This window comes from Janthinobacterium sp. PC23-8 (assembly GCF_002250505.1).
GTDB lineage: Bacteria > Pseudomonadota > Gammaproteobacteria > Burkholderiales > Burkholderiaceae_D > Janthinobacterium.
The window spans coordinates 201,759-222,148 of sequence record NZ_NJGY01000003.1 but is presented as its reverse complement, the minus strand read 5'-3'; the positions used below and the strand labels follow the sequence as shown (position 1 = coordinate 222,148).

Below are 20,390 nucleotides of genomic sequence, written 5' to 3'. Positions count from 1 at the left end.
CAAGCATGCGATGGCCGAGGCCGCGATTCTTTGCTAGAATCATGGCCTCCTTAAATCCGACTGCTTACCATGTCCGAGAAGCAGCTTGAATTCCTCAACGCCGTCCAGGAAGCCGCCGGGCAAGCGTTGGACCAGAAAGTGCTCCAGAGCCTGGTCGGCTACAACTGCCGCCGGGCCTATCTGCGCATCCTGCCGACGTTTGAAAAGCGCATGGCCAAGTATCAGCTGCGGCCTGCGGACTTCAGCGTGCTGAGCCTGCTCAAGGCCAATCCCAACATCAACCAGAAACGCCTGTCCGAGGCAGTCAACGTCTCGCCACCCAACCTGGCCACCCTGCTCGACAAGCTGCAGCAACGCGGACTGCTGCAGCGCCAGCGCAGCCCGCTGGACCGACGCTCCCAGACGCTGGTGCTGACGACGGCTGGCCTGACCATGTGCACCAGGGCGGAAAAGACGGCCAGCGAACTGGAGGCTGAAGCCACCGCCGCGCTGACCGATGGGGAAAGGGCGCAGTTGATCACACTGCTGCAAAAGATCTACCTCGATTGAGGCATGGCTTAAACCGGTTCACTCGCCAGCTGGCTGCTGCAGCTTTTTCATCCGGTACGACAGCTGCGCCCGGGTCAACCCCAGCATGCGCGCCGCCGCCGACAGATTGCCGTCGACCCGCTTGACCGCCGCCAGTATCAGCGTGCTTTCCAGCTGGTCGAGCGACCAGCCCGGCCCGGCCTCTTGCGCCAGCATGGACGGCAGCACATCGAGCAGCGCGCCGCCGACGACGGCCGGCGCGGCGTCATGGCTGGCCAGGCGTCCCGTCTGCGCCAGCGAAAAATACGACGTGTTCGATTTTTCGCCGCTGGTAAACAGATGCGGCAAGTCGATCGGGCCATCCTCGTTGGCGAAGATGACGCCGCGCTCCACCAGGTTTTGCAGCTCCCGTATATTCCCCGGAAAATGGTAGTTGAGCAGCGCGTCGACCGCGCGCGCCGTAAAGCCGGTCACGCGCCGCTGGTGTTTTTTCCCGTAGTGGCGCATGAAGTAACCCATCAGCAGCGGAATATCGTCGCGCCGGTCGCGCAGTGGCGGCAGATGGATGGGGAACACGTTCAGGCGGAAGAACAGGTCTTCGCGGAAGCGGCCCTGGCGGATTTCTTCGCGCAGGTCGACGTTGGTGGCGGCCACCAGCCGCACGTCGACCTTGACGCTGCGCACCCCGCCGACCCGCTCGATCTCGCCCTCCTGCAGCGCGCGCAGCAGCTTGCCCTGCGCCACCAGGCTCAGTGTCCCGATCTCGTCCAGGAACAGGGTGCCGCCGGACGCGCGTTCGAAACGGCCGGGGCGCGACTGGCTGGCGCCGGTATAGGCGCCGCGCTCCACGCCGAACAGTTCGGACTCGATCAGTGTTTCCGGAATCGCGGCGCAATTGACGGCCACGAAGGGCTGCTCCTTGCGCGGGCCGATCTGGTGCAGCATATAGGCGAACAATTCCTTGCCCACGCCGGACTCGCCCGTAAACAGCACCGTGGCGGCGGTCGACCCCACCCGCTTGAGCATATGGCAGGCCGAGTTGAAGGCCGATGACACGCCCACCATTTCCTTTTCGCCATAGGGCCGCTGGTCGTCGCCCGGCAGCTCCGCCGCCTGCTGCCGTGCGCCGGCGCCGCCATGGGCGGTGGTGCTGACGAAGGCTTCCGCGTTCAGGAAGCGCAAGTCATCCTCCACATTGTCCCATTCGTCGGCCGGCTTGCCGACCAGGCGGCAGTGCTGGTGGCCCATGCAGGTGCATTCGATCTCGCGGTAGACGATGAGCCGCCCTATCATCGCGCTGGTGTAGCCGATCGCATAGCCGGTCTGCATCCAGCATGCGGGCTCGGTGCCGATGCCGAAATCGGCCTGGTGCACCTCCGCCTCGCTGGAATGGTGCCACAGGAATTCACCGCGGTAGGTGCCGCGCTCGAAGTCGAATTCAAAATGCAGCGGTTCGACTTTGACCGCCCCTTCCAGCGAATGCATGCGCGGGCCGGCCGCGAACAGCGAACCCGGTTCGGCGTCGGGCCAGCGCTCGCGCAGCAACTGGGCGTCGCGCGCGCCGGCAGAATAGCCCACCCGCGTCAACAGGCCACGCGTGCGCTCGACGCCTATGCTCTCGAGCAGCTCGCGCCGCAGCGCCCCCAGCGATGTGGTATGCAGCAGCTGCATGCGCTGGCCGTTGAGCCAGATGCGGCCGTCGCCGGGTGAGAAGTGCAGGCTTTGCGTCAAGTCGTCCAGCGTCGGCACGGCGCCGGCGTTCAGGTGCTGGCTATCGCCGTGGCTCAGCATCTTGCCGGTGGCGCGCGATACCTCGGCCAGCGATACGCGATGGGGTTTGCTCATGTCTGCGCTTTCGTCGTCTTTCACCAAATCATACATCGGCAATTCTCCCATTTGATCATTTCATAAATTCATCCGGCTGCAGAATTTTTGCTGCGGCGCGCCACAATGCGCACCGAATAGCGCCGCCCTCATTGTGCGAGTGGCGCATGCTGCAACGCAATCACTGCAAGCCACGACGAGCTGGCACGCAACTTGTAATAGCTAATGCAAGAGCGGCAAGCAGACCTTCATGCAACTAGCGTGCTAACAGGCTGACTTCCCCACCCACCTTCAAACGACAGGAGACAATATGAGCAACGCGAATGCGCTTTTGCGCCCATCGATCTGGCAAGGCCAGATCTTCAACGGCGGCTGGACCGCAGCCCACGGCGGCACCCACACCTTTACCGAGCCGGCCACCGGCGAACAACTGGGCAGTGTCGGCCTGGCCGACGCCGACGACGTCGCGCTGGCCGCCGCACAGGCGCGCGCCGCGCAAGCCGCATGGGCCGCCAGCGACTACAAGGAACGCGCCGCCATCTTCCGCCGCGCCGCCGCGCTGATCGCCGAACACCACGACGAACTGTCGACCTGGATCGTGCGCGAAACCGGCGCCATCCGCCCCAAGGCCGATCTGGAGCTGCGCGAAGCGGCCGCGCACCTGCAGGAAGCGGCCGCCATGCTGACCCAGCCCAAGGGCCAGCTGCTGGCATCGGCCAGCGGACACATGAGCATCGCGCGGCGCATGCCGCACGGCGTGGTGGGCGTCATCTCGCCCTTCAACTTCCCGCTGATCCTGTCGATCCGCTCGATCGCGCCGGCGCTGGCCACCGGTAACGCCGTGGTGCACAAGCCGGACCTGCAAACGCCGGTCAGCGGCGGCGTGCTGATCGCCCGCATCTTCGAAGAAGCCGGCCTGCCGAAAGGCGTGCTGCACGTGCTGCCGGGCGGCGCCGAGGCCGGCCAAGCCATGTGCGCCGATCCGAATATTGCCATGATCGCCTTCACCGGCTCGACTGCGGTCGGCCGCAGCATCGGCGAACTGGCGGGCCGCAACCTGAAGAAAATGTCGCTGGAATTGGGCGGCAAGAATTCACTGATCATCCTGGACGACGCCGATCCCGACATCGCCGCCGCCAACGTGGCCTGGGGCGCCTATCTGCACCAGGGCCAGATCTGCATGGCCTCCGGCCGCATCCTGCTGCAGCGCTCAATCGCCGAGGCGGTGATCGAACGCCTGGTGGCCAAGGCTCGCAACCTGCCGGTGGGCGATCCGATGAGCGGCCAGGTCGCCCTGGGGCCGCTGATCAACGCGCGCCAGGTGCAGCGGGTGCACGCCATCGTGCACGACAGCGTGGCCGCCGGCGCCACCGTGCTGGCCGGTGGCGACTACGACCGCCAGTTCTACCAGCCCACCGTGCTGACCGGCGTGCGTCCCGGCATGCGCTGCTTCGAGGAAGAACTGTTCGGTCCGGTGGCCTCGATCACCGTGTTCGACACCGACCAGGAAGCCATAGCGCTGGCCGGCGCCAGCAGCGGCTGCCTGGCCCTGGGCGTGATCACGCCGACGCTGGCACGCGCCATGCACATCGTCGACCGCGTGCCGGCCGGCCACGTCCATATCAACGACCAGACCGTGCTGGCCGAGGCGCATGCGCCGTTCGGCGGCAGCGGCACCTCGGGCAACGGCGGCCGCCACGGCGGCAGTGCCGACTGGGACGAATTCACCCAATGGCAGTGGCTGACGCTGAAGACCGAAGCGCCGCGCTACCCGTTCTGACCCAAGACACTATCAACCCAGCCATCACCACCAGGAGAGCACATGAAGTTACGTAACAAGACTATCGTCGTCACCGGCGCCGCTTCCGGCATCGGCGCCGAAGTGGCGCGCCTGGCGCGCTTCCAGGGCGCCACCGTGATCGGCATGGACCGCAACGAACCGGGCCTGACGCTGGACGGTTTTGTCGCCGTCGACATGAGCCAGACCGCCAGCATCGACGCGGCCATCGCCCAGTTGCCGCAGCGCGTGGACGCGCTATGCAACATCGCCGGCGTGCCCGGCACCGCCGATCCGGCGCTGCTGGCCAAGGTCAACTACCTGGGACTGCGCCACCTGACCGAAGGCGTGCTGCCGCGCATGCCGGCCGGCGCTTCCATCGTCAACGTGGCCTCCATCCTGGGCGCCGAATGGCCGCAGCGGCTGGACCTGCACAAGCAGTTGGCCGAAGTGCGCGGCTTTGCCGAAGGCCAGGCCTGGCTCGATGCGCATCCAGTGCCGGCCGATACCTGCTACCAGTACTTCAAGGAGGCGCTGATCGTCTGGACCTGCGCCCAGTCGCAGCCGTGGTTCCTGCAGCACTCGGTGCGCATGAACAGCGTGGCGCCCGGCCCCGTCTTCACGCCAATCCTGGGCGACTTCGTTTCCATGCTGGGCGAAGAGCGCGTGCAGCGCGATGCCCACCGCATGAAGCGCCCCGCCTATGCCGACGAAGTGGCCGCCGTCATCGGCTTTCTGTGCAGCGACGAAGCGCGCTGGATCAGCGGCGTCAACCTGCCGGTAGATGGAGGACTGGCCTCAACCTTTATCTGATGTACGCCATCCGCCCGGCCGCGCGTCAGCGGCCATAAAACTAAAATTAGGAGACAAACCATGCAAGCGAACAAACGCCTGAGTCCAACCCTGTTGGCATTGGCCGTGGCGGCCGCACTGCCGGCCGCCAACGCGTATGAATTCGAGACCGACAATCCTGAACTCAAGATCAGCTGGAACAATACCTTCAAATACAGCAGCGCCTACCGCATGAAGGACGCCAATGCGCGCCTGCTGGCGGGCGGCTATCCGTCCGCCGGCCCCGGCGACTTCACCGGCTACAACGTGGACGACGGCAACCAGAACTTCCGCAACAAGGGCATCGTCTCGAACCGCGTCGACTGGCTGTCCGAGTTCGACGCCGGCACCCGCAACCTGGGCATGCGCATCAGCGCCGCCGCCTGGTACGACACCGTCTACAACCGCAGCAACGACAACGCCTCCTACGCCAGCAACGCCGTCACGCTGACCGGCCGGGCCGGCAACACCTTCGCCGACGGCACCCGTTTGCTCCACGGCCGCAATGCCGAGCTGCTGGACGCCTTCGTCTTCGCCAAGGGCACGCTGGGCGAGCTGCCGGGCACCGTACGGGTGGGCCGCCACACGCTGCAATATGGCGAGAGCCTGTTCTTCGGCGCCAACGGCATCGCCAACGCGCAGGGCCCGGTGGACCTGGTCAAGCTGCTCAGCGTGCCGGGCGCGCAGTTCAAGGAGATCCTGCGTCCGGTCAACCAGGTCTCGGGCCAGCTGCAGGTGCTGCCCAATGTGTCGATCGGCGGCTACTACCAGTTCGAATGGCGTGCGAGCCAGATTCCGGGCGCGGGCAGCTACCTCAGTTCCTACGACGCTGCCGGCGCCGGCAGCAGCGCCTTTCTGGTCGCGCCCACCAACAGCGGTGCACCGGCCTTTCATACGGTATCGGACATGAAAGCGAAAAATTCCGGTCAGGGCGGCATACAGATCAAGTATTCGCCGGCCGGATCGGATGTCGAATACGGCTTCTACGCGGCGCGCTATCACGACAAGACGCCCTACTTCTACCTGGGCTTCGCGCCCGGCTTCCCGCCCGGCGCGCCGTCCACCGTGCAGGCCGTGTATGCGCAAGGCATACGCACCTTCGGCGCCAGCGCCAGCACCGTGCTGCTGGGCGTAAACGTGGCGGCCGAAGTCTCGATACGCCGCAACACCCCGCTGGTCAGCGATCCCACGCCTAACTTCCAGTCGCGCGCCGGCGTCGGCAAGTTCGCCGACAACAGCGGCAATCCCGCCTACGCGGTTGGCAACACGGCGCACGCCAACCTGTCCGCGATCTACGTCATGCCGACCAATCCCTTGTTCCAGGGCGCGTCGCTGCTGGGCGAGCTGGCGTGGAACCGCGCCACCAGCGTCACCTGGCAAGGCTCGCTCGATCCCAACACCACGCGCGACGCCACCTCGGCGCGCATGATCTTCGAGCCGGCCTATTACCAGGTGATCGACGGGCTGGACCTGTCGGTCCCGATCGGCATCGGCTACAACATCGACGGACGCTCGCGCGCGGTGTTCAACTTCAACGGCGGCAGCTCGCACGGCGGCGACTTCAATATCGGCGTCAACGCCACCTACCACCAGGACTGGAAGTTCGGCATCGGCTACGTGCGCTTCCTGGGCGCCGCCGGCACCTTCCTGAAGAATAACCCCGCCACCAACACGCCGATCCTGAGCTACGCCCAGTCGCTGGCCGACCGCGATTACATCTCCTTCAACATCAAACGCGCATTCTAAGGACAAAACTATAATGAAGACGACCCTGACTTTCGCCGCCGCCGCGCTGGCATTGGCCTTCGCGGTTCCGCATGCCGGCGCCGCCGTTACCGCCGACGAAGCGGCCAAGCTGCACACCACCCTGACGCCGCTGGGCGCCGAAAAGGCCGGCAACAAGGAAGGCACGATCCCGGCCTGGGACGGCGTCTACGCCAAGGTGCCCGCCGGCTACAAGGCCGGCGAGTTCCGCGCCGATCCCTTCGCCGCCGAAAAGCCGACGCTGGCCATCACCGGCAAGAACGTCGACCAGTACGCGGCCAAGCTGTCGGCCGCCACCGTGGCGCTGCTGAAAAAATATCCAACCTACCGCCTCGACGTCTACCCGACCCACCGCACCGGCGGCGCACCGGCCTGGGTGTATGAGAACACCTTCAAGAACGCCACCCGCGCCAAGTCCATCGACGGCGGCTTCGGCGTGGAGGGCGCATTCGGCGGCGTCCCGTTCCCGATTCCGAAGACCGGCTACGAGGCGATCATGAACCACCGCCTGGCGTGGACCGGCGAGACCACCGTGTTCCCGCTGCGCACCACCATCGTCACACCGGACGGCAAGCGCGCCACCGCCACCGAGGCTGAACAGACCATCATGCGGCCCTACTACTTCAAGGACGGCAGCCTGGAAAAATTCGACGGCATCTATCAGTTCGGCCGCCTGATCACGCGCGCGCCTGCTTCCAAGGCCGGTGAAGGCATCCTGGTCCACGACGGCATCAGCGACGCGCAGCCGCGCGCCATCTGGCAGTACCTGGTCGGCCAGCGCCGCGTGCGGCGCGCGCCGTCGGTGTCCTACGACACGCCGGACTCGGTCACTTCCGGCATCGGCCTGTTCGACGAAGCGTTCATGCTGTTCGGCCCCATCGATCACCATGAGCTCAAGCTGATCGGCAAGAAGGAGCTATACATCCCCTATAACAACAACCGCGCCGCCTCGGCCAAGATCAGCGACCTGGTTGGCCCGCAGTTCCTCAATCCCGACCTGGTGCGCTGGGAGCTGCACCGCGTGTGGGAAGTGGAAGCGAGCCTGCTGCCCGGCAAGCGCCACGTGGTCACCAAGCGCCGCTACTACCTGGACGAGGACACCTGGCAGATCATCATGGTCGACGGCTACGACGCCCAAGGCCAGATCTGGCGCGGCAACTACACGCTGACGCTGCTGGCGCCGGACGTGCCGGCGGTGGTGGGCAACGTCATGTGGGGCACCTACAACGTGCAAACCGGCGCGTATCTGCTGAACGAAGCGTCCAACGACCTGGCGTCCCAGTACAAAACCATTGCACGCCTGCCGGCCAGCTATTTCGGTCCCGAGGAACTGGCCAACCAGGGCTCGCGCTAAGTGAAGGGGCGATCGATGAACCGATACCAACCACTCGCGCTGGCGCTGGCAATGTGCAGCATGCTGGCGCCCGGCGCGCGGGCCGAGGGCGCGGCCGTCCCGGTCGCGCTGAAGCAACCGGCCCTGGTCACGCCCAAGGCGCTCAACGCAGCCATGCTGGCGGTGGCCGCCGCCGGCCCGCGGCTGGTGGCAGCCGGCGAGCGCGGCACCATCCTGTATTCGGACGATGCCGGCGTTTCGTGGCGCCAGGCCAGCGTGCCGGTCAGCGTCAGCCTGACGGCATTGCAGTTCGTCGACGCCCGTCAGGGCTGGGCGGTGGGCCACCAGGGCGTGGTGCTGCACAGCGCCGACGGCGGCGCGACCTGGAGCAAGCAGCTCGACGGCATCGAGGCCGCCGCGCTGGCGCTGCGGGCGGCGGCCGAACTCACCGGCCCGGAGCAAGCCCAGGCCCAGGCCGAGGCCCGGCATCTGGCGGACGACGGCCCGGACAAGCCCTTCCTCGACCTGTATTTCGACAGCGCGCGCAGCGGCTACGTGATCGGCGCCTACAACCTGCTGTTCAAGACCGTGGACGGCGGCGCCAGCTGGCAGCCGTGGAACCGCCATGTCGCCAACCCCAAGGGCCTGCACCTGTACAGCATGCGCGGCACGGGCACGGCGCTGTACCTGGCCGGCGAACAAGGCTTGCTGCTGCGTTCGACCGACCAGGGCCAGAGCTTCACCGCCCTCGCCAGCCCTTACAAAGGCAGCTACTTCGGCCTGCTGGCCGCGCGCGGCGGCGCGCTGCTCGCCTTCGGCTTGCGCGGCAACGCCTTTTGGTCGGGCGACCAGGGTGCCAGCTGGAGCAAGGTCGATACCGGCATCCAGACGTCGCTGGCCGGCGGCGCCGAACTGGCCGACGGCACCCTGGTGCTGGTCAGCCAGGGCGGCGACGTGCTGCTCAGCGGCGACCAGGGACGTACTTTCGCCGCGCAGGCCGGTGGCGCGCTGCCGCCCGCCCTGCCGCTGGCCGCCGTTGCCCAGGCCCGCGATGGCGCGCTGGTCGTGGCCGGGCTGCGCGGCCTGCGCCGGGCCGCCACGCCAGCCGCACCGCGCTAGGCGTCAGATCCCTCCCCCTCATACGAATATGGCTGGAACATCATGCATACAGATCAAGACTTGGAACAACAGCCGGTGGTAAAGCGGCTGGAGGATTTCGACACCGGCTCGGGCAACCTGGGCGAACGGGCCCTGTTCAACCACCGGCCGCTGGTCATCCTGCTCTGCCTGCTGGCGACCATCGTGCTGGGCTACCAGGCCACGCGCATCAAGCTCAACGCCAGCTTCGAGAAGATGATCCCCAGCGCCCATCCCTACGTGCTCAACTACCTGGCCAACAAGAGCGACCTGAACGGGCTGGGCAACTCGGTGCGCATCGCCGTCGAAGCAAACGCCGGCACCATCTACGAGCGCGCCTATCTGGACACGCTGCAGCGCCTCAATGACGAACTGTTCCTGCTGCCCGGCGTGGACCGGCCCTTCATGAAATCGCTGTGGACGGCCAACACCCGCTGGGCGTCCGTCACCGAGGACGGCCTGGACGGCGGCACCGTCATCCCGGACGGCTACGACGGTTCGGCCGCCAGCCTGGAGCAGTTGCGCGCCAACGTGGCCCGCTCCGGCGAAATCGGCCAGCTGGTGGCGGCCGACTTCAAGTCCAGCATCGTGTTCGTGCCGCTGCTGGAGCAAAATCCGCAGACCGGCCAGGCGCTCGACTACGGCGCCCTGTCGGAACGGCTGGAACAGATCCGTGCCAAGTACCAGAAGGAAGGCGTGCGCATCCACATCACCGGCTTCGCCAAGATCGTCGGCGACCTGATCGACGGCTTGCAGCAGGTGCTGATGTTCTTCCTGCTGGCGATCGCCATCGCCGGCGCGGTACTGTTCTGGTATACGCGCTGCTGGCGCAGCACCACGCTGGTGGTGGTGTGCTCGCTGGTGGCGGTGCTGTGGCAGTGCGGCTTGCTGGCCACGCTGCACTACGAACTCGATCCGTATTCGGTGCTGGTGCCGTTCCTGGTGTTCGCCATCGGCATGAGCCACGGCGCCCAGAAGATGAACGGCATCATGCAGGACGTCGGCCGCGGCACCCACCGCGTGGTGGCCGCACGCTACACGTTCCGGCGCCTGTTCGCCGCCGGCCTCACCGCGCTGCTGTGCGACGCGGTCGGCTTCGCGGTGCTGGTCAGCATCCGTATCAAGGTGATCCAGGATCTTGCCATCATCGCCAGCATCGGCGTGGCGGTGCTGATCTTTACCAACCTGGTGCTGCTGCCCATACTGCTGTCCTACACCGGCGTGAGCACCAGGGCTGCCGCGCGCAGCCTGCAGGCCGACAGCGCGAGCGGCGCGGCCCAGCCCTGGCTGTGGACCTTCCTCGACCGCTTCACCCAGCGCCGCTGGGCCATCGTGACAGTGGCCGCCAGCGTGCTGCTGGGCGGCCTGGGATACGTCTACAGCCTGAACCTGAAAGTGGGCGACCTCGATCCGGGTGCACCGGAACTGCGCGCCGATTCGCGCTACAACCGCGACAATGGCTTCATGGTCGCCAACTACGCCGCCAGTTCCGACATCCTGGTAGTGATGGTCAAAACCGCGCCCGACCAGTGCACCCAGTACGCCACGCTGGCCAGCGTGGACGCGCTGGCGTGGCAACTGGAGCAGTTGCCCGGTGTCGATTCCACCAACTCGATGGCGGCCTTGAGCAAGCTGGCCACCACCGGCTACAACGAAGGCAACTTCAAATGGTATGACCTGATTCCCAACGCCGGCGCGCTGGGCGCGGTACAGACCCGGGCGCCGCGCGAACTGTTCAACCAGAGCTGCTCGCTGCTGTCGCTGTATGTCTACCTGAAGGATCACAAGGCCGCCACCCTGAGCCGGGTGGTGGACGCGGTCGAAGCGTTTGCGGCCACCCACAACACGCCGCAGCTGCAGTTCCAGCTGGCCGCCGGCAGCGCCGGCATCGAAGCGGCCACCAACATCGTGGTCAAGCAGGCCATGCACGACATGCTGTTCTGGGTCTACGGCGCGGTGATACTGCTGTGCTACGCCACCTTCCGCAACTGGCGCGCGGTGGTGGTGGCCATCCTGCCGCTGGTGCTGACCTCGATCCTGTGCGAAGTGCTGATGGTGGTGCTGGGCATGGGCGTCAAGGTCGCCACGCTGCCGGTGATCGCGCTCGGCGTCGGCATCGGCGTGGACTATGCGCTGTACGTGCTGAGCGTGATGCTGACGCGCATGCGGGCCGGCGCCAGCCTGTCCGGCGCCTACCTGCACGCGCTGCAGTTCACCGGCCGGGTGGTGATACTGACCGGTGTGACGCTGGCGGTGGCGGTCGCCACCTGGCTGTTCTCGCCGATCAAATTCCAGGCCGACATGGGCATCCTGCTGGCCTTCATGTTCCTCTGGAATATGGTGGGCGCGCTGGTGCTGGTGCCGGCGCTGGCGTACTTCCTGCTGCCGCAAAAGTCCGCGCCGGGCGCCACGCCGCCGTCCGGCAAGGCCAGGCCGCAGCAGCCAGAGGTAGCGCAAGAAGTCGCGCCGGAATCGCTGCGCCGCACCGAGCAGGGAGAAGTGGTCGGCTGCGCAGGCCTGCACAACACCCATGCCTGGCTGGGGCTGCCGTATGCGCAGCCGCCAGTGGGGCCGCTGCGCTGGAAGGCGCCCCGCCCCGCACTGGCGTGGACCGGCGTGCGCCAGGCTGTGGCGTGCGGCGCGCCGGCGATGCAACTGGGCGGCATCGCGCTCGAACTGCCGCCCGACCAGTGGGGCAAGCCTGCCGGCGCCGAAGACTGCCTGACGCTCAACGTCTTCGCGCCGCAGCATGCTGACGCAGCGACAGCCGCGCTGCCGGTGATGTTCTGGATCCACGGCGGCGCCAATTCGTCTGGCACGGCCGCCACCTACACCACGCTGCGCAACCTGGCGGGACGCGACCAGGTGATCGTGGTCTCGGCAAATTACCGCCTCGGCATCTTTGGCTGGTTCAGCCTGGAGGAACTGGCGCGCGAGGACGACACGCCAGCCGACCGCTCCGGCAATTTCGGCACGCTCGACCTGGTAGCCGCGCTGCACTGGGTAAAGCGCAATATCGCAGCCTTCGGCGGCGATCCGGACAACGTCACCATTTTCGGCGAGTCGGCCGGCGGCCAGAATGTGTATTCGCTGCTGGCCAGTCCGCTGGCGGCGGGGCTGTTCCACAAGGCGATCGCGCAGTCACCGATTGTAACGAGCCACTCCCTGGCACAAGCCCGCAACTACCGCAACGATACGGAGCCGGGACACACCCTCAGTTCACGCGAGTTGCTGTGCGCATGGCTGCAACGCGACGGCCGCGCTGCCAACCGCGAGGCTGCCCGCGCGCTGATCGCAGCGATGCCTGCCGCCGACATCGAAGCGTTCGTGCGCGGCCTGTCGGCGCAAGCGCTGCTGGCGCCGGTCAAGCCCGGGGCGCTGAACTTTTACGAGGCGCCCACCGTGCTGCAAGATGGCCACGTGCTGCCACGGGGGCCGCTGGCCGAGGCGTTCGCCGACCGCAGCACGTACCACGCCGTGCCGTTCATCGTCGGCACCAACCGCGACGAGTACAAGCTGTTCATGTCGAACAATCCGGACTACGTGCGCATGATGTTCGGCAAGCTGCCGGTGATGCGCAACCGCGCCCGCTACCAGCGCCACGCGGCGTACATGTCGGCGCTGTGGCAAACGTCCGGTGCGCTGGAGCCGGCCAGCGCGATGCTCGCCTCCGGCCACCCGGACGTGTGGGTGTACCGCTTCGACTGGGACGAGCAGCCGGCGCTGCCGCTGATACAGCCGCAGGTGCTGCTGGGCGCGGCGCATGTGCTGGAGATGGGTTTCGTATTCCGCGACCTCGATGGCGAGTTCGATCCGTTCCACTCCTATACCACGGCCAATCTGCCGGGGCGCAAGGAGGTTTCCGACGCCATGGCCGGCTACTGGACCCACTTCGCCCGCCACGGCGAACCTGGCGGCGCGGCCGACGGCCGGCCAGAGTGGGCCCGCTGGCAGCAAGACGCAGCACAACCGCGGCTGATGGTATTCGACACCAGCGCCGACGGCGGCACGCGCATGGTGGTGCACCACGCCAGCAAGGCGACGCTCAAGGCATTGCTGGCGGACGATGCCTCGATGCGGCACAACCCGCGTGAGCGCTGCGAGCTTTATGGGCGCATGTTCGTGTGGTCGATCTTCGGCGGGCGCGAAGCGCCAGAGGCACTGGCGGCGTTGGCCAACAAGCATGGCTATACGGGGAACACGGAGGCGCTGCGGTCGACATTCTGGCCATAAACCGGGCCATGCCCCTGGCCACCAGGGCGTGCTCGATGTCGCCTTCGTGTTACTTGTGGATAGTCAATGGCCTGCTCACCGGCCACCGGCCCGCTGCCGGAAAACCCGGACTGGCCCGCGTCAAAGCACGATGGCGCTCAGTGAACGCAATAACTGGCGCAGTTGCGCATGCAGTTCGCCGCGCTGGTCGAGGCCGATCTCGGCCAGCATGGCATGCTCCAGCTGGGCCACGGCGGCGTCGCCCCGGTGCAGCAGCGCCCTGCCCTCGGCGCTGAGGCGCAAATGGATGATGCGGCCGTGATTGGCGTCCGCCTGGCGCGTGATCCATCCGCGCGCTTCCATCGCCTTGACCATTTCGTTGGCCGACTGGGGCGAAATCATCGAACGCTCGGCGAGCTGCGCGTTCGACAGCTGCTGCTGGGTGTCGAGCACCGACAGCGCAGTGTACTGGGCTGCGGTCAGCCCCAGCAAGCCCAGGCAGTCGCGCAGGCGCCGGCTCAGCACATGGTCGATGCGGCCGATCAGGTAGGCGATACCATTGGGCTTGTCGTGCGCGACGGCGGGCAGGTTTTTTTTCATTGTGACCAATAAGTTCAAAAAGTGTTCAAAAAGCGCTTGCATTGCTGACCAAGCAGAATATATTATAAGACATGTATCAGGCAACCTGATATTAACCTAACATACCCGACCTACCCAAACCTAACAATAGAGTGAGACTACAATGAGCCAATACGAAAACCGCTGGAGCACCGTCAAAGTCGAGGTCGACGGCGGCATCGCCTGGGTGACGCTGAACCGTCCGGAAAAGCGCAACGCCATGAGCCCGACCCTGAACCGCGAAATGATCAACGTGCTGGAAACCCTGGAACTGGATGCGCAGGCCCAGGTGCTGGTGCTGACCGGCGCCGGCGACAGCTGGACCGCCGGCATGGACTTGAAGGAGTACTTCCGCGAAAACGATGGCAAACCGGAAATCTTCCAGGAAAAGCTGCGCCGCGACTGCTCGCAGTGGCAATGGAAGCTGCTGCGCATGTACAGCAAGCCGACCATCGCCATGGTCAATGGCTGGTGCTTCGGTGGCGCCTTCTCGCCGCTGGTCGCCTGCGACCTGGCCATTTCGGCCGACGAGGCAGTGTATGGCCTGTCCGAGATCAACTGGGGCATCCCGCCGGGCAACCTGGTCAGCAAGGCGGTCGCCGACACCATGGGCCACCGCCAGGCGCTGCACTACATCATGACCGGCGACACGTTCACCGGCAAGGAAGCGGCCGCCATGGGCCTGGTCAACAAGAGCGTGCCGCTGGCGGAACTGCGCGCCGCCACCATCGCACTGGCCGAAAAACTGCTGGCCAAAGCACCGACCGTGCTGCGCATCGCCAAGCACGGTTTCAAGCGCTGCCGCGAACTGACCTGGGAGCAGAGCGAGGACTACCTGTATGCCAAGGTCGACCAGTCCAACTACCGCGATCCGGAAAAAGGCCGCGCCCAGGGCCTCAAACAGTTCCTGGACGACAAGACCATCAAACCCGGCCTGCAAACCTACAAGCGCGCATAAGACGCGCATCAACAGAGCCCCGCCAATAACACAAGGAGATACGCCATGCTTGAAGCCCGTTTGCTGATCGGAGGCCTGGACCAGGCCGCATCCACCGGTGCCACCTACCAGCGCCTGAACCCCGCCACCGGCGACGCCGCCTCGGTGGCCGCCGCCGCCTCCCTGGCTGACGCCGACGCCGCCGTCGCCGCCGCGCACGCGGCCTTTCCCGGCTGGTCCGCCACGGCGCCGGGCGAACGGCGCCGGCTGCTGCTGAAGGCGGCCGATTGCCTGGAAGCGCGCGGACCCGAATTCATCGCGGCCGGCATCGCCGAAGCGGGCGGCGTGGCCGGCTGGTACGGCTTCAACGTGATGCTGGCGGCCGGCATGCTGCGCGAAGCGGCGGCGCTGACCACCCAGATCGCCGGCGAAGTGATTCCTTCCGACGTGCCGGGCTTGATGGCGATGGGGATGCGCCAGGCGTGCGGCGTGGTGCTGGGCATCGCGCCGTGGAATGCGCCGGTCATCCTGGGCACGCGCGCCATCGCCACCCCTCTGGCCTGCGGCAACACGGTGGTGCTCAAATCATCCGAGATCTGCCCCGCCCTGCACCGCCTGATCGGCAAGGTGTTCGAGGATGCCGGCTTCCCGGCCGGGGTGGTCAACGTCATCAGCAACGCGCCGCAGGACGCGGCCGCCGTGGTGGCGCGCCTGATCGCCCATCCGGCTGTCAAGCGCATCAATTTCACCGGCTCCACCAAAGTGGGCCGCATCATCGCCCAGCAGGCGGCGCTGCACCTCAAGCCGGTGGTGCTGGAATTGGGCGGCAAGAATCCGCTGCTGGTGCTGGACGACGCCGACCTCGACGAGGCGGTACAGGCGGCAGCCTTCGGCTCTTTCTTCAACCAGGGCCAGATCTGCATGTCGACCGACCGCATCATCGTCGACCACAAGGTGGCCGACGCGTTTGTCGAAAAACTGCGCATCAAGACCGCAGGCCTGCGTGCAGGCAAACCGGGCCAGCCGGGCGCGGTATTGGGCGGCATGGTCGACGCCTCGGCGGCCAGCCGGGTCGGCGCCATGGTGGCCGACGCCCAAGCCAGGGGGGCGACGCTGGTTTGCGGCGGCGCCGAGGCCGAAGGCAACCTGCTGCAACCGGCCATTATCGACCATATCACGCCGGCCATGACGGTGTACCAGGAAGAATCGTTCGGCCCCATCGTCGGCATCATCCGGGTCGACGGCGACGAGGCCGCGCTGGCCGAAGCCAACGCCAGCGAGTATGGCTTGTCGGCCGCCGTCTTCAGCCGCGACATCACGCGCGCGCTGGCGCTGGCGCGCCGCATCGAGTCGGGCATCTGCCACATCAACAGCTCCACCGTGGCCGATGAAGCCCATATGCCGTTCGGCGGCGTCAAGGCCAGCGGCTACGGACGCTTCGGCGGCAAGGCCGGCATCGCCGAATTCACCGAGCTGCGCTGGATCACCATCCAGAGCGGCCACCGCCACTACCCGGTGTGATGGAGGGCGCGCAATGACGCAGCTATCCACCACCACCATCACCGGCGCGCTGGACCTGTCGCGCTACCGCCCGGTGCGCGTCGGCGGCGCGCCGGTGCGGGTCGAGTCCGACGAGCAGGGCCGCTGGCGCCTGGCATCGGAGGAAACGCTCGACGCTTATCCCGACCGTATCACCGATTGCCTGGTGCGCGGCGCCGAGCGCCATCCCGAACGCACGCTGGCCGCGCGCCGCGGCGCCGACGGCGCCTGGCAGCGCCTCAGCTACCGGCAGTTGCTGGCGCAGGCGCGCGCGATCGGCCAGGCCTTGCTGGACCGTGGCCTGTCGGCCGAACGTCCGCTGATGATCTGGTCCGGCAACGACCTGCAGCACCTGCAACTGGCGCTGGGCGCGCTGTACGCGGGCATACCGTATTGCCCGGTGTCGCCCGCCGCGTCCCACAACGCCGGCGACTACACCAAGCTGGCCCACTTCGTGCGCCACCTGACGCCCGGCATGGTCTACGCCAGCGACGGCGGCGCCTGCGCGGCGGCGCTGGCGACGCTGCCGGACGGGGTGGAGATCGTGCTCGACCAGGGCCAGGCCAAGGCAGGGCGCGCCAGCACCGCGCTGGCAGACTTGCTCGCTACCGTGCCGCGCAGCGTGGACACGGCCAACGCGGCCTGCGGTCCGGACACCATCGCCAAGTTCCTGTTCACCTCCGGCTCGACCAAGCTGCCCAAGGCCGTGATCACCACCCAGCGCATGCTGTGCGCCAACCAGCAGATGCTGCTGCAGAGCTTCCCTGCCTTCGGCGACAAGCCGCCGGTGCTGCTGGACTGGCTGCCATGGAGTCACACCTTCGGCGGCAGCCATAACCTCGGCATCGCGCTCTACAACGGCGGCAGCTACTACATCGACGATGGCAAGCCCACCGCGCACGACTTCGCCACCACGGTGCGCAACCTGCAGGACGTCGCGCCGACCGTGTTCTTCAACGTGCCCAAGGGCTGGGAGCTGCTGACCACCGCGCTGCAGGACAACCCCGAACTGTGCAAGCGCTTCTTTTCACAGATGGAGCTGTTCTTCTTTGCTGGCGCCGGCCTGTCCCAGGCGGCCTGGGATGCGCTGGAACAGGTCAGCGAAGCCGGCTGCGGCCAGCGCATCCGCATCATGGCCGGCCTGGGCATGACGGAAACCTCGCCCTCCTGCACCTTCACCACCGGTCCGGTGATGATGGCCGGCTATGTCGGCCTGCCGGCGCCGGCCTGCGAGGTCAAGCTGGTGCAAGTGGACGGCAAGTACGAGGCGCGCTTCCGCGGCCCGCACGTGATGCCAGGCTACTGGCGCGCGCCGGACGCCAGCGCCGCAGCATTCGACGAGGAAGGTTATTACTGCAGCGGCGACGCGGTGCGCTTCGTCGATCCGGCGCGGCCGGAACTGGGCTTGATGTTCGACGGCCGCATCGCCGAGGACTTCAAACTCAGCAGCGGCACCTTCGTCAGCGTCGGACCGTTGCGGGCGCGGGTGATCGGGGCCGGCGCGCCCTATGTCCACGACGTGGTGGTGGCCGGCATTGATCGCGACAGCATCGGTTTGCTGGTGTTCCCCCGTCTCGACCAATGCCTGTCGCTGTCCGGACTGGGCGCCGATGCCGACACCGCCGCCATCCTGGCGAGCGTCCCGGTGCGCCAGCACTTCCAGCGCCTGATGACGCAATTGAACGCCCAGGCGACCGGATCGGCCTCGCGCGTGGCGCGCATGCTGCTGTTGGAAGAAGCGCCCTCGGTGCAAGCCGGCGAGCAGACCGACAAGGGCTCGATCAACCAGCGCGTGGTGCTGCAACGGCGCGCGGCGCTGGTCGAGGCGCTGTACGGCGACAGCGCGGCGGTGCTGCGCAATGAGGCCAGTGGGGGCGCCTGATGCTGACGCCTTTTGGGTCGGGTTCCGGTGTGTGGTCGCCGGCGCGGATGTGGGCTCGCTGCCAGAGCTTGAGATGACGGGACGGCGCTGGCGCGCTGCGCGGCCAACCGCGCAGCGCGGAGCGGAGCGCGGCAGATGGGCGATTCGGAGAGCCTGCGCAGCCCCCAAGGGCGCGCTGTCTTCGAACCTGCCGCCTTGGCGCACCGTCTCCGTCCGCCACAAACAAAAAAGCCTCCCGCAGGGGGCGAGGGTCAGGTCCGGCATTCGGACACGGACTGATGCCAAGGGCGCTGCAGAAGCGACTCAGCCAAAAACCTGATTGGAACCACGGACGCGCGCCCACGGCGCGCGGGGCTGCCGCGCAGCGGCAGCAGATGGGCGATTCGGAGAGCCTGCGCGCCCTTCAGGGCGCTTCGTCTTCGAATCCCACCGTCTCCGTCCGTCACAAACAAAAAAGCCTCCCGCAGGGGAGGCTTTTTTGTTTATTCTGGCGGAGACGGTGGGATTCGAACCCACGATACAGGTATAAGCCGTATGCATCCTTAGCAGGGATGTGCCTTCGGCCACTCGGCCACGTCTCCTAGCTGATTACTCAACTATGTCGTTCCAGCTGACTGCGCTGCAGCGACGAACGTCATAATATCGATTGCACCCCCTTTGGTCAAGGGCGTACGGCGATATTTTTACTGGTTCAGGCTTTTTCCAGCTCGAACGCCTTGTGCAGGGCGCGCACGGCCAGTTCCATGTACTTTTCGTCGATCAGGACCGAGATCTTGATTTCCGAGGTCGAGATCATCATGATGTTGATGCCCTCTTCCGACAGGGTGCGGAACATTTGCGAGGCCACGCCGACGTGGCTGCGCATGCCCACGCCGACCACCGACAGTTTCGACACCTTGGCGTCGCCGGTGATGCTGGCCGCGCCCAGTTGTTCGCGGTGCGATTCCAGCACGGCCAGGGCGCGCGCGTATTCGCCGCGCGAGACGGTGAAGGTGAAATCCGTTTTACCATCGACCGACTGATTCTGTATGATCATGTCGACTTCGATATTGGCGTCGGCCACCGGCCCCAGGATATGGTAGGCCACGCCTGGGCGATCAGGCACGCCGAGCACGGTGATTTTGGCTTCGTCGCGGTTGAAGGCGATGCCGGAGATAACTGCTTGTTCCATGTTGGTGTCTTCCTCAAACGAAATCAGGGTGCCTGAATTGGCTTCTATTTCCAAAGGCAGCATCGGGTCGGTCAGCGACGACAAGACGCGCGTCGGGACGCGGTAATTGCCGGCGAACTCCACCGAACGCGTTTGCAGCACTTTGGAGCCCAGCGAAGCCAGTTCCAGCATTTCTTCAAAGGTGATGGTCTTGAGGCGGCGTGCCTCGGAGACCACGCGCGGATCGGTCGTGTAGACGCCGTCCACGTCGGTAAAGATCAGGCATTCCTGAGCCTTCATGGCGGCGGCGATTGCCACGGCCGAGGTGTCGGAACCGCCGCGGCCCAGGGTCGCTATATTGTCGTTTTCGTCGACGCCCTGGAAACCGGTAATGATGACAATCTTGCCGGCATCGAGGTCGCGTTTGACTTTTTCGTCATCGATCGACTGGATGCGCGCTTTGGTAAAGGCGGAATCGGTTTTGATCGCGACTTGCCAGCCGGCATAGGATACGGCTTGTTTGCCGATCGCCAGCAGTGCCATCGACAATAGGCCGACGGACACTTGTTCGCCTGTCGAGGCGATCATGTCAAGTTCACGCGGATCGGGTTGATCCATGATTTCCCTGGCCAGTCCAATCAGGCGGTTGGTCTCGCCCGACATGGCCGATGGCACCACCACGATTTGATGCCCTGCGTCGTGCCACTTGGCAACGCGCCTGGCGACATTCTTGATACGGTCAGTCGAGCCCATCGACGTACCGCCATATTTGTGGACGATTAAAGCCATAAGAGTGAAGTTTCCGCTCAAGAAGAATAAAAAAGAGGGCTTTACTCTACATGCCGCAATGCAAAATAA

At 66.1% G+C, this 20,390-nt stretch carries 13 protein-coding genes, 1 tRNA gene and 1 pseudogene; 11 read left to right on the top strand and 4 right to left on the bottom strand.

The features are described 5' to 3' along the window. The first annotated feature begins 69 nt into the window (after positions 1 to 69). Complete coding sequence (locus CD932_RS20450) at positions 70 to 549, top strand: MarR family winged helix-turn-helix transcriptional regulator (protein ID WP_094444650.1); 480 nt, start codon at positions 70 to 72, stop codon at positions 547 to 549. Positions 550 to 567: 18 nt separating this feature from the next. Here the strand turns inward: CD932_RS20450 and CD932_RS20445 are convergent, their stop codons facing one another. Then, positions 568 to 2,373, bottom strand: a complete 1,806-nt coding sequence (locus CD932_RS20445; RefSeq protein ID WP_094445282.1) for a sigma-54-dependent Fis family transcriptional regulator — start codon at positions 2,371 to 2,373, stop codon at positions 568 to 570. Between the two features lie 289 nt (positions 2,374 to 2,662). On the opposite strand from CD932_RS20445, the gene CD932_RS20440 reads away from it, so the two are divergent. The 7 genes and pseudogenes from CD932_RS20440 (at position 2,663) to CD932_RS29500 (ending at position 13,427) form a co-directional block, all read left to right on the top strand. After that, complete coding sequence (locus CD932_RS20440) at positions 2,663 to 4,132, top strand: aldehyde dehydrogenase family protein (RefSeq protein WP_094444649.1); 1,470 nt, start codon at positions 2,663 to 2,665, stop codon at positions 4,130 to 4,132. A 42-nt stretch (positions 4,133 to 4,174) separates the two neighbouring features. Beyond that, positions 4,175 to 4,942 carry a coniferyl-alcohol dehydrogenase gene (locus tag CD932_RS20435; protein WP_094444648.1) on the top strand — a complete coding sequence of 256 codons (768 nt, stop codon included), beginning with the start codon at positions 4,175 to 4,177 and terminating at the stop codon, positions 4,940 to 4,942. Positions 4,943 to 5,002: 60 nt separating this feature from the next. Beyond that, complete coding sequence (locus CD932_RS20430; RefSeq protein ID WP_094444647.1) at positions 5,003 to 6,706, top strand: DUF1302 domain-containing protein; 1,704 nt, start codon at positions 5,003 to 5,005, stop codon at positions 6,704 to 6,706. Between the two features lie 13 nt (positions 6,707 to 6,719). Beyond that, positions 6,720 to 8,078, top strand: a complete 1,359-nt coding sequence (locus tag CD932_RS20425) for a DUF1329 domain-containing protein (protein WP_094444646.1) — start codon at positions 6,720 to 6,722, stop codon at positions 8,076 to 8,078. A 15-nt stretch (positions 8,079 to 8,093) separates the two neighbouring features. Beyond that, a complete protein-coding gene (locus CD932_RS20420; RefSeq protein WP_094444645.1) occupies positions 8,094 to 9,176 on the top strand; it encodes a YCF48-related protein in 1,083 nt (360 codons plus the stop codon). 42 nt (positions 9,177 to 9,218) lie between these two features. Continuing rightward, positions 9,219 to 11,579: pseudogene (locus CD932_RS29505) on the top strand (RND family transporter); the annotation flags it as partial. Further along, a complete protein-coding gene (locus tag CD932_RS29500) occupies positions 11,553 to 13,427 on the top strand; it encodes a carboxylesterase/lipase family protein (protein WP_254926740.1) in 1,875 nt (624 codons plus the stop codon). The pseudogene CD932_RS29505 and the gene CD932_RS29500, both read left to right, overlap by 27 nt. 120 nt (positions 13,428 to 13,547) lie before the next feature. Here the strand turns inward: CD932_RS29500 and CD932_RS20410 are convergent, their stop codons facing one another. Beyond that, on the bottom strand, positions 13,548 to 14,006 hold the full coding sequence (locus CD932_RS20410; RefSeq protein ID WP_094444643.1) for a MarR family winged helix-turn-helix transcriptional regulator: 459 nt from the start codon (positions 14,004 to 14,006) through the stop codon (positions 13,548 to 13,550). A gap of 142 nt (positions 14,007 to 14,148) precedes the next feature. Between CD932_RS20410 and CD932_RS20405 the strand changes: the two genes are divergently transcribed. The 3 genes from CD932_RS20405 to CD932_RS20395 are packed head-to-tail and all read left to right on the top strand — an operon-like array spanning position 14,149 to position 18,382. Further along, positions 14,149 to 14,982: a p-hydroxycinnamoyl CoA hydratase/lyase gene (locus CD932_RS20405; RefSeq protein ID WP_094444642.1), complete on the top strand. Its 834-nt coding sequence runs from the start codon at positions 14,149 to 14,151 to the stop codon at positions 14,980 to 14,982. Between the two features lie 45 nt (positions 14,983 to 15,027). Next, complete coding sequence (locus CD932_RS20400; protein ID WP_094444641.1) at positions 15,028 to 16,482, top strand: aldehyde dehydrogenase; 1,455 nt, start codon at positions 15,028 to 15,030, stop codon at positions 16,480 to 16,482. Between the two features lie 13 nt (positions 16,483 to 16,495). Next, a complete protein-coding gene (locus CD932_RS20395) occupies positions 16,496 to 18,382 on the top strand; it encodes a feruloyl-CoA synthase (RefSeq protein WP_094444640.1) in 1,887 nt (628 codons plus the stop codon). Between the two features lie 488 nt (positions 18,383 to 18,870). Here the strand turns inward: CD932_RS20395 and CD932_RS20390 are convergent. After that, a tRNA-Ser gene (locus CD932_RS20390) sits at positions 18,871 to 18,963 on the bottom strand. Positions 18,964 to 19,073: 110 nt separating this feature from the next. Next, positions 19,074 to 20,321 (bottom strand): aspartate kinase, encoded by a 1,248-nt coding sequence (locus CD932_RS20385; RefSeq protein WP_094444639.1) that lies wholly within the window; start codon positions 20,319 to 20,321, stop codon positions 19,074 to 19,076. Positions 20,322 to 20,390: the final 69 nt, after the last annotated feature.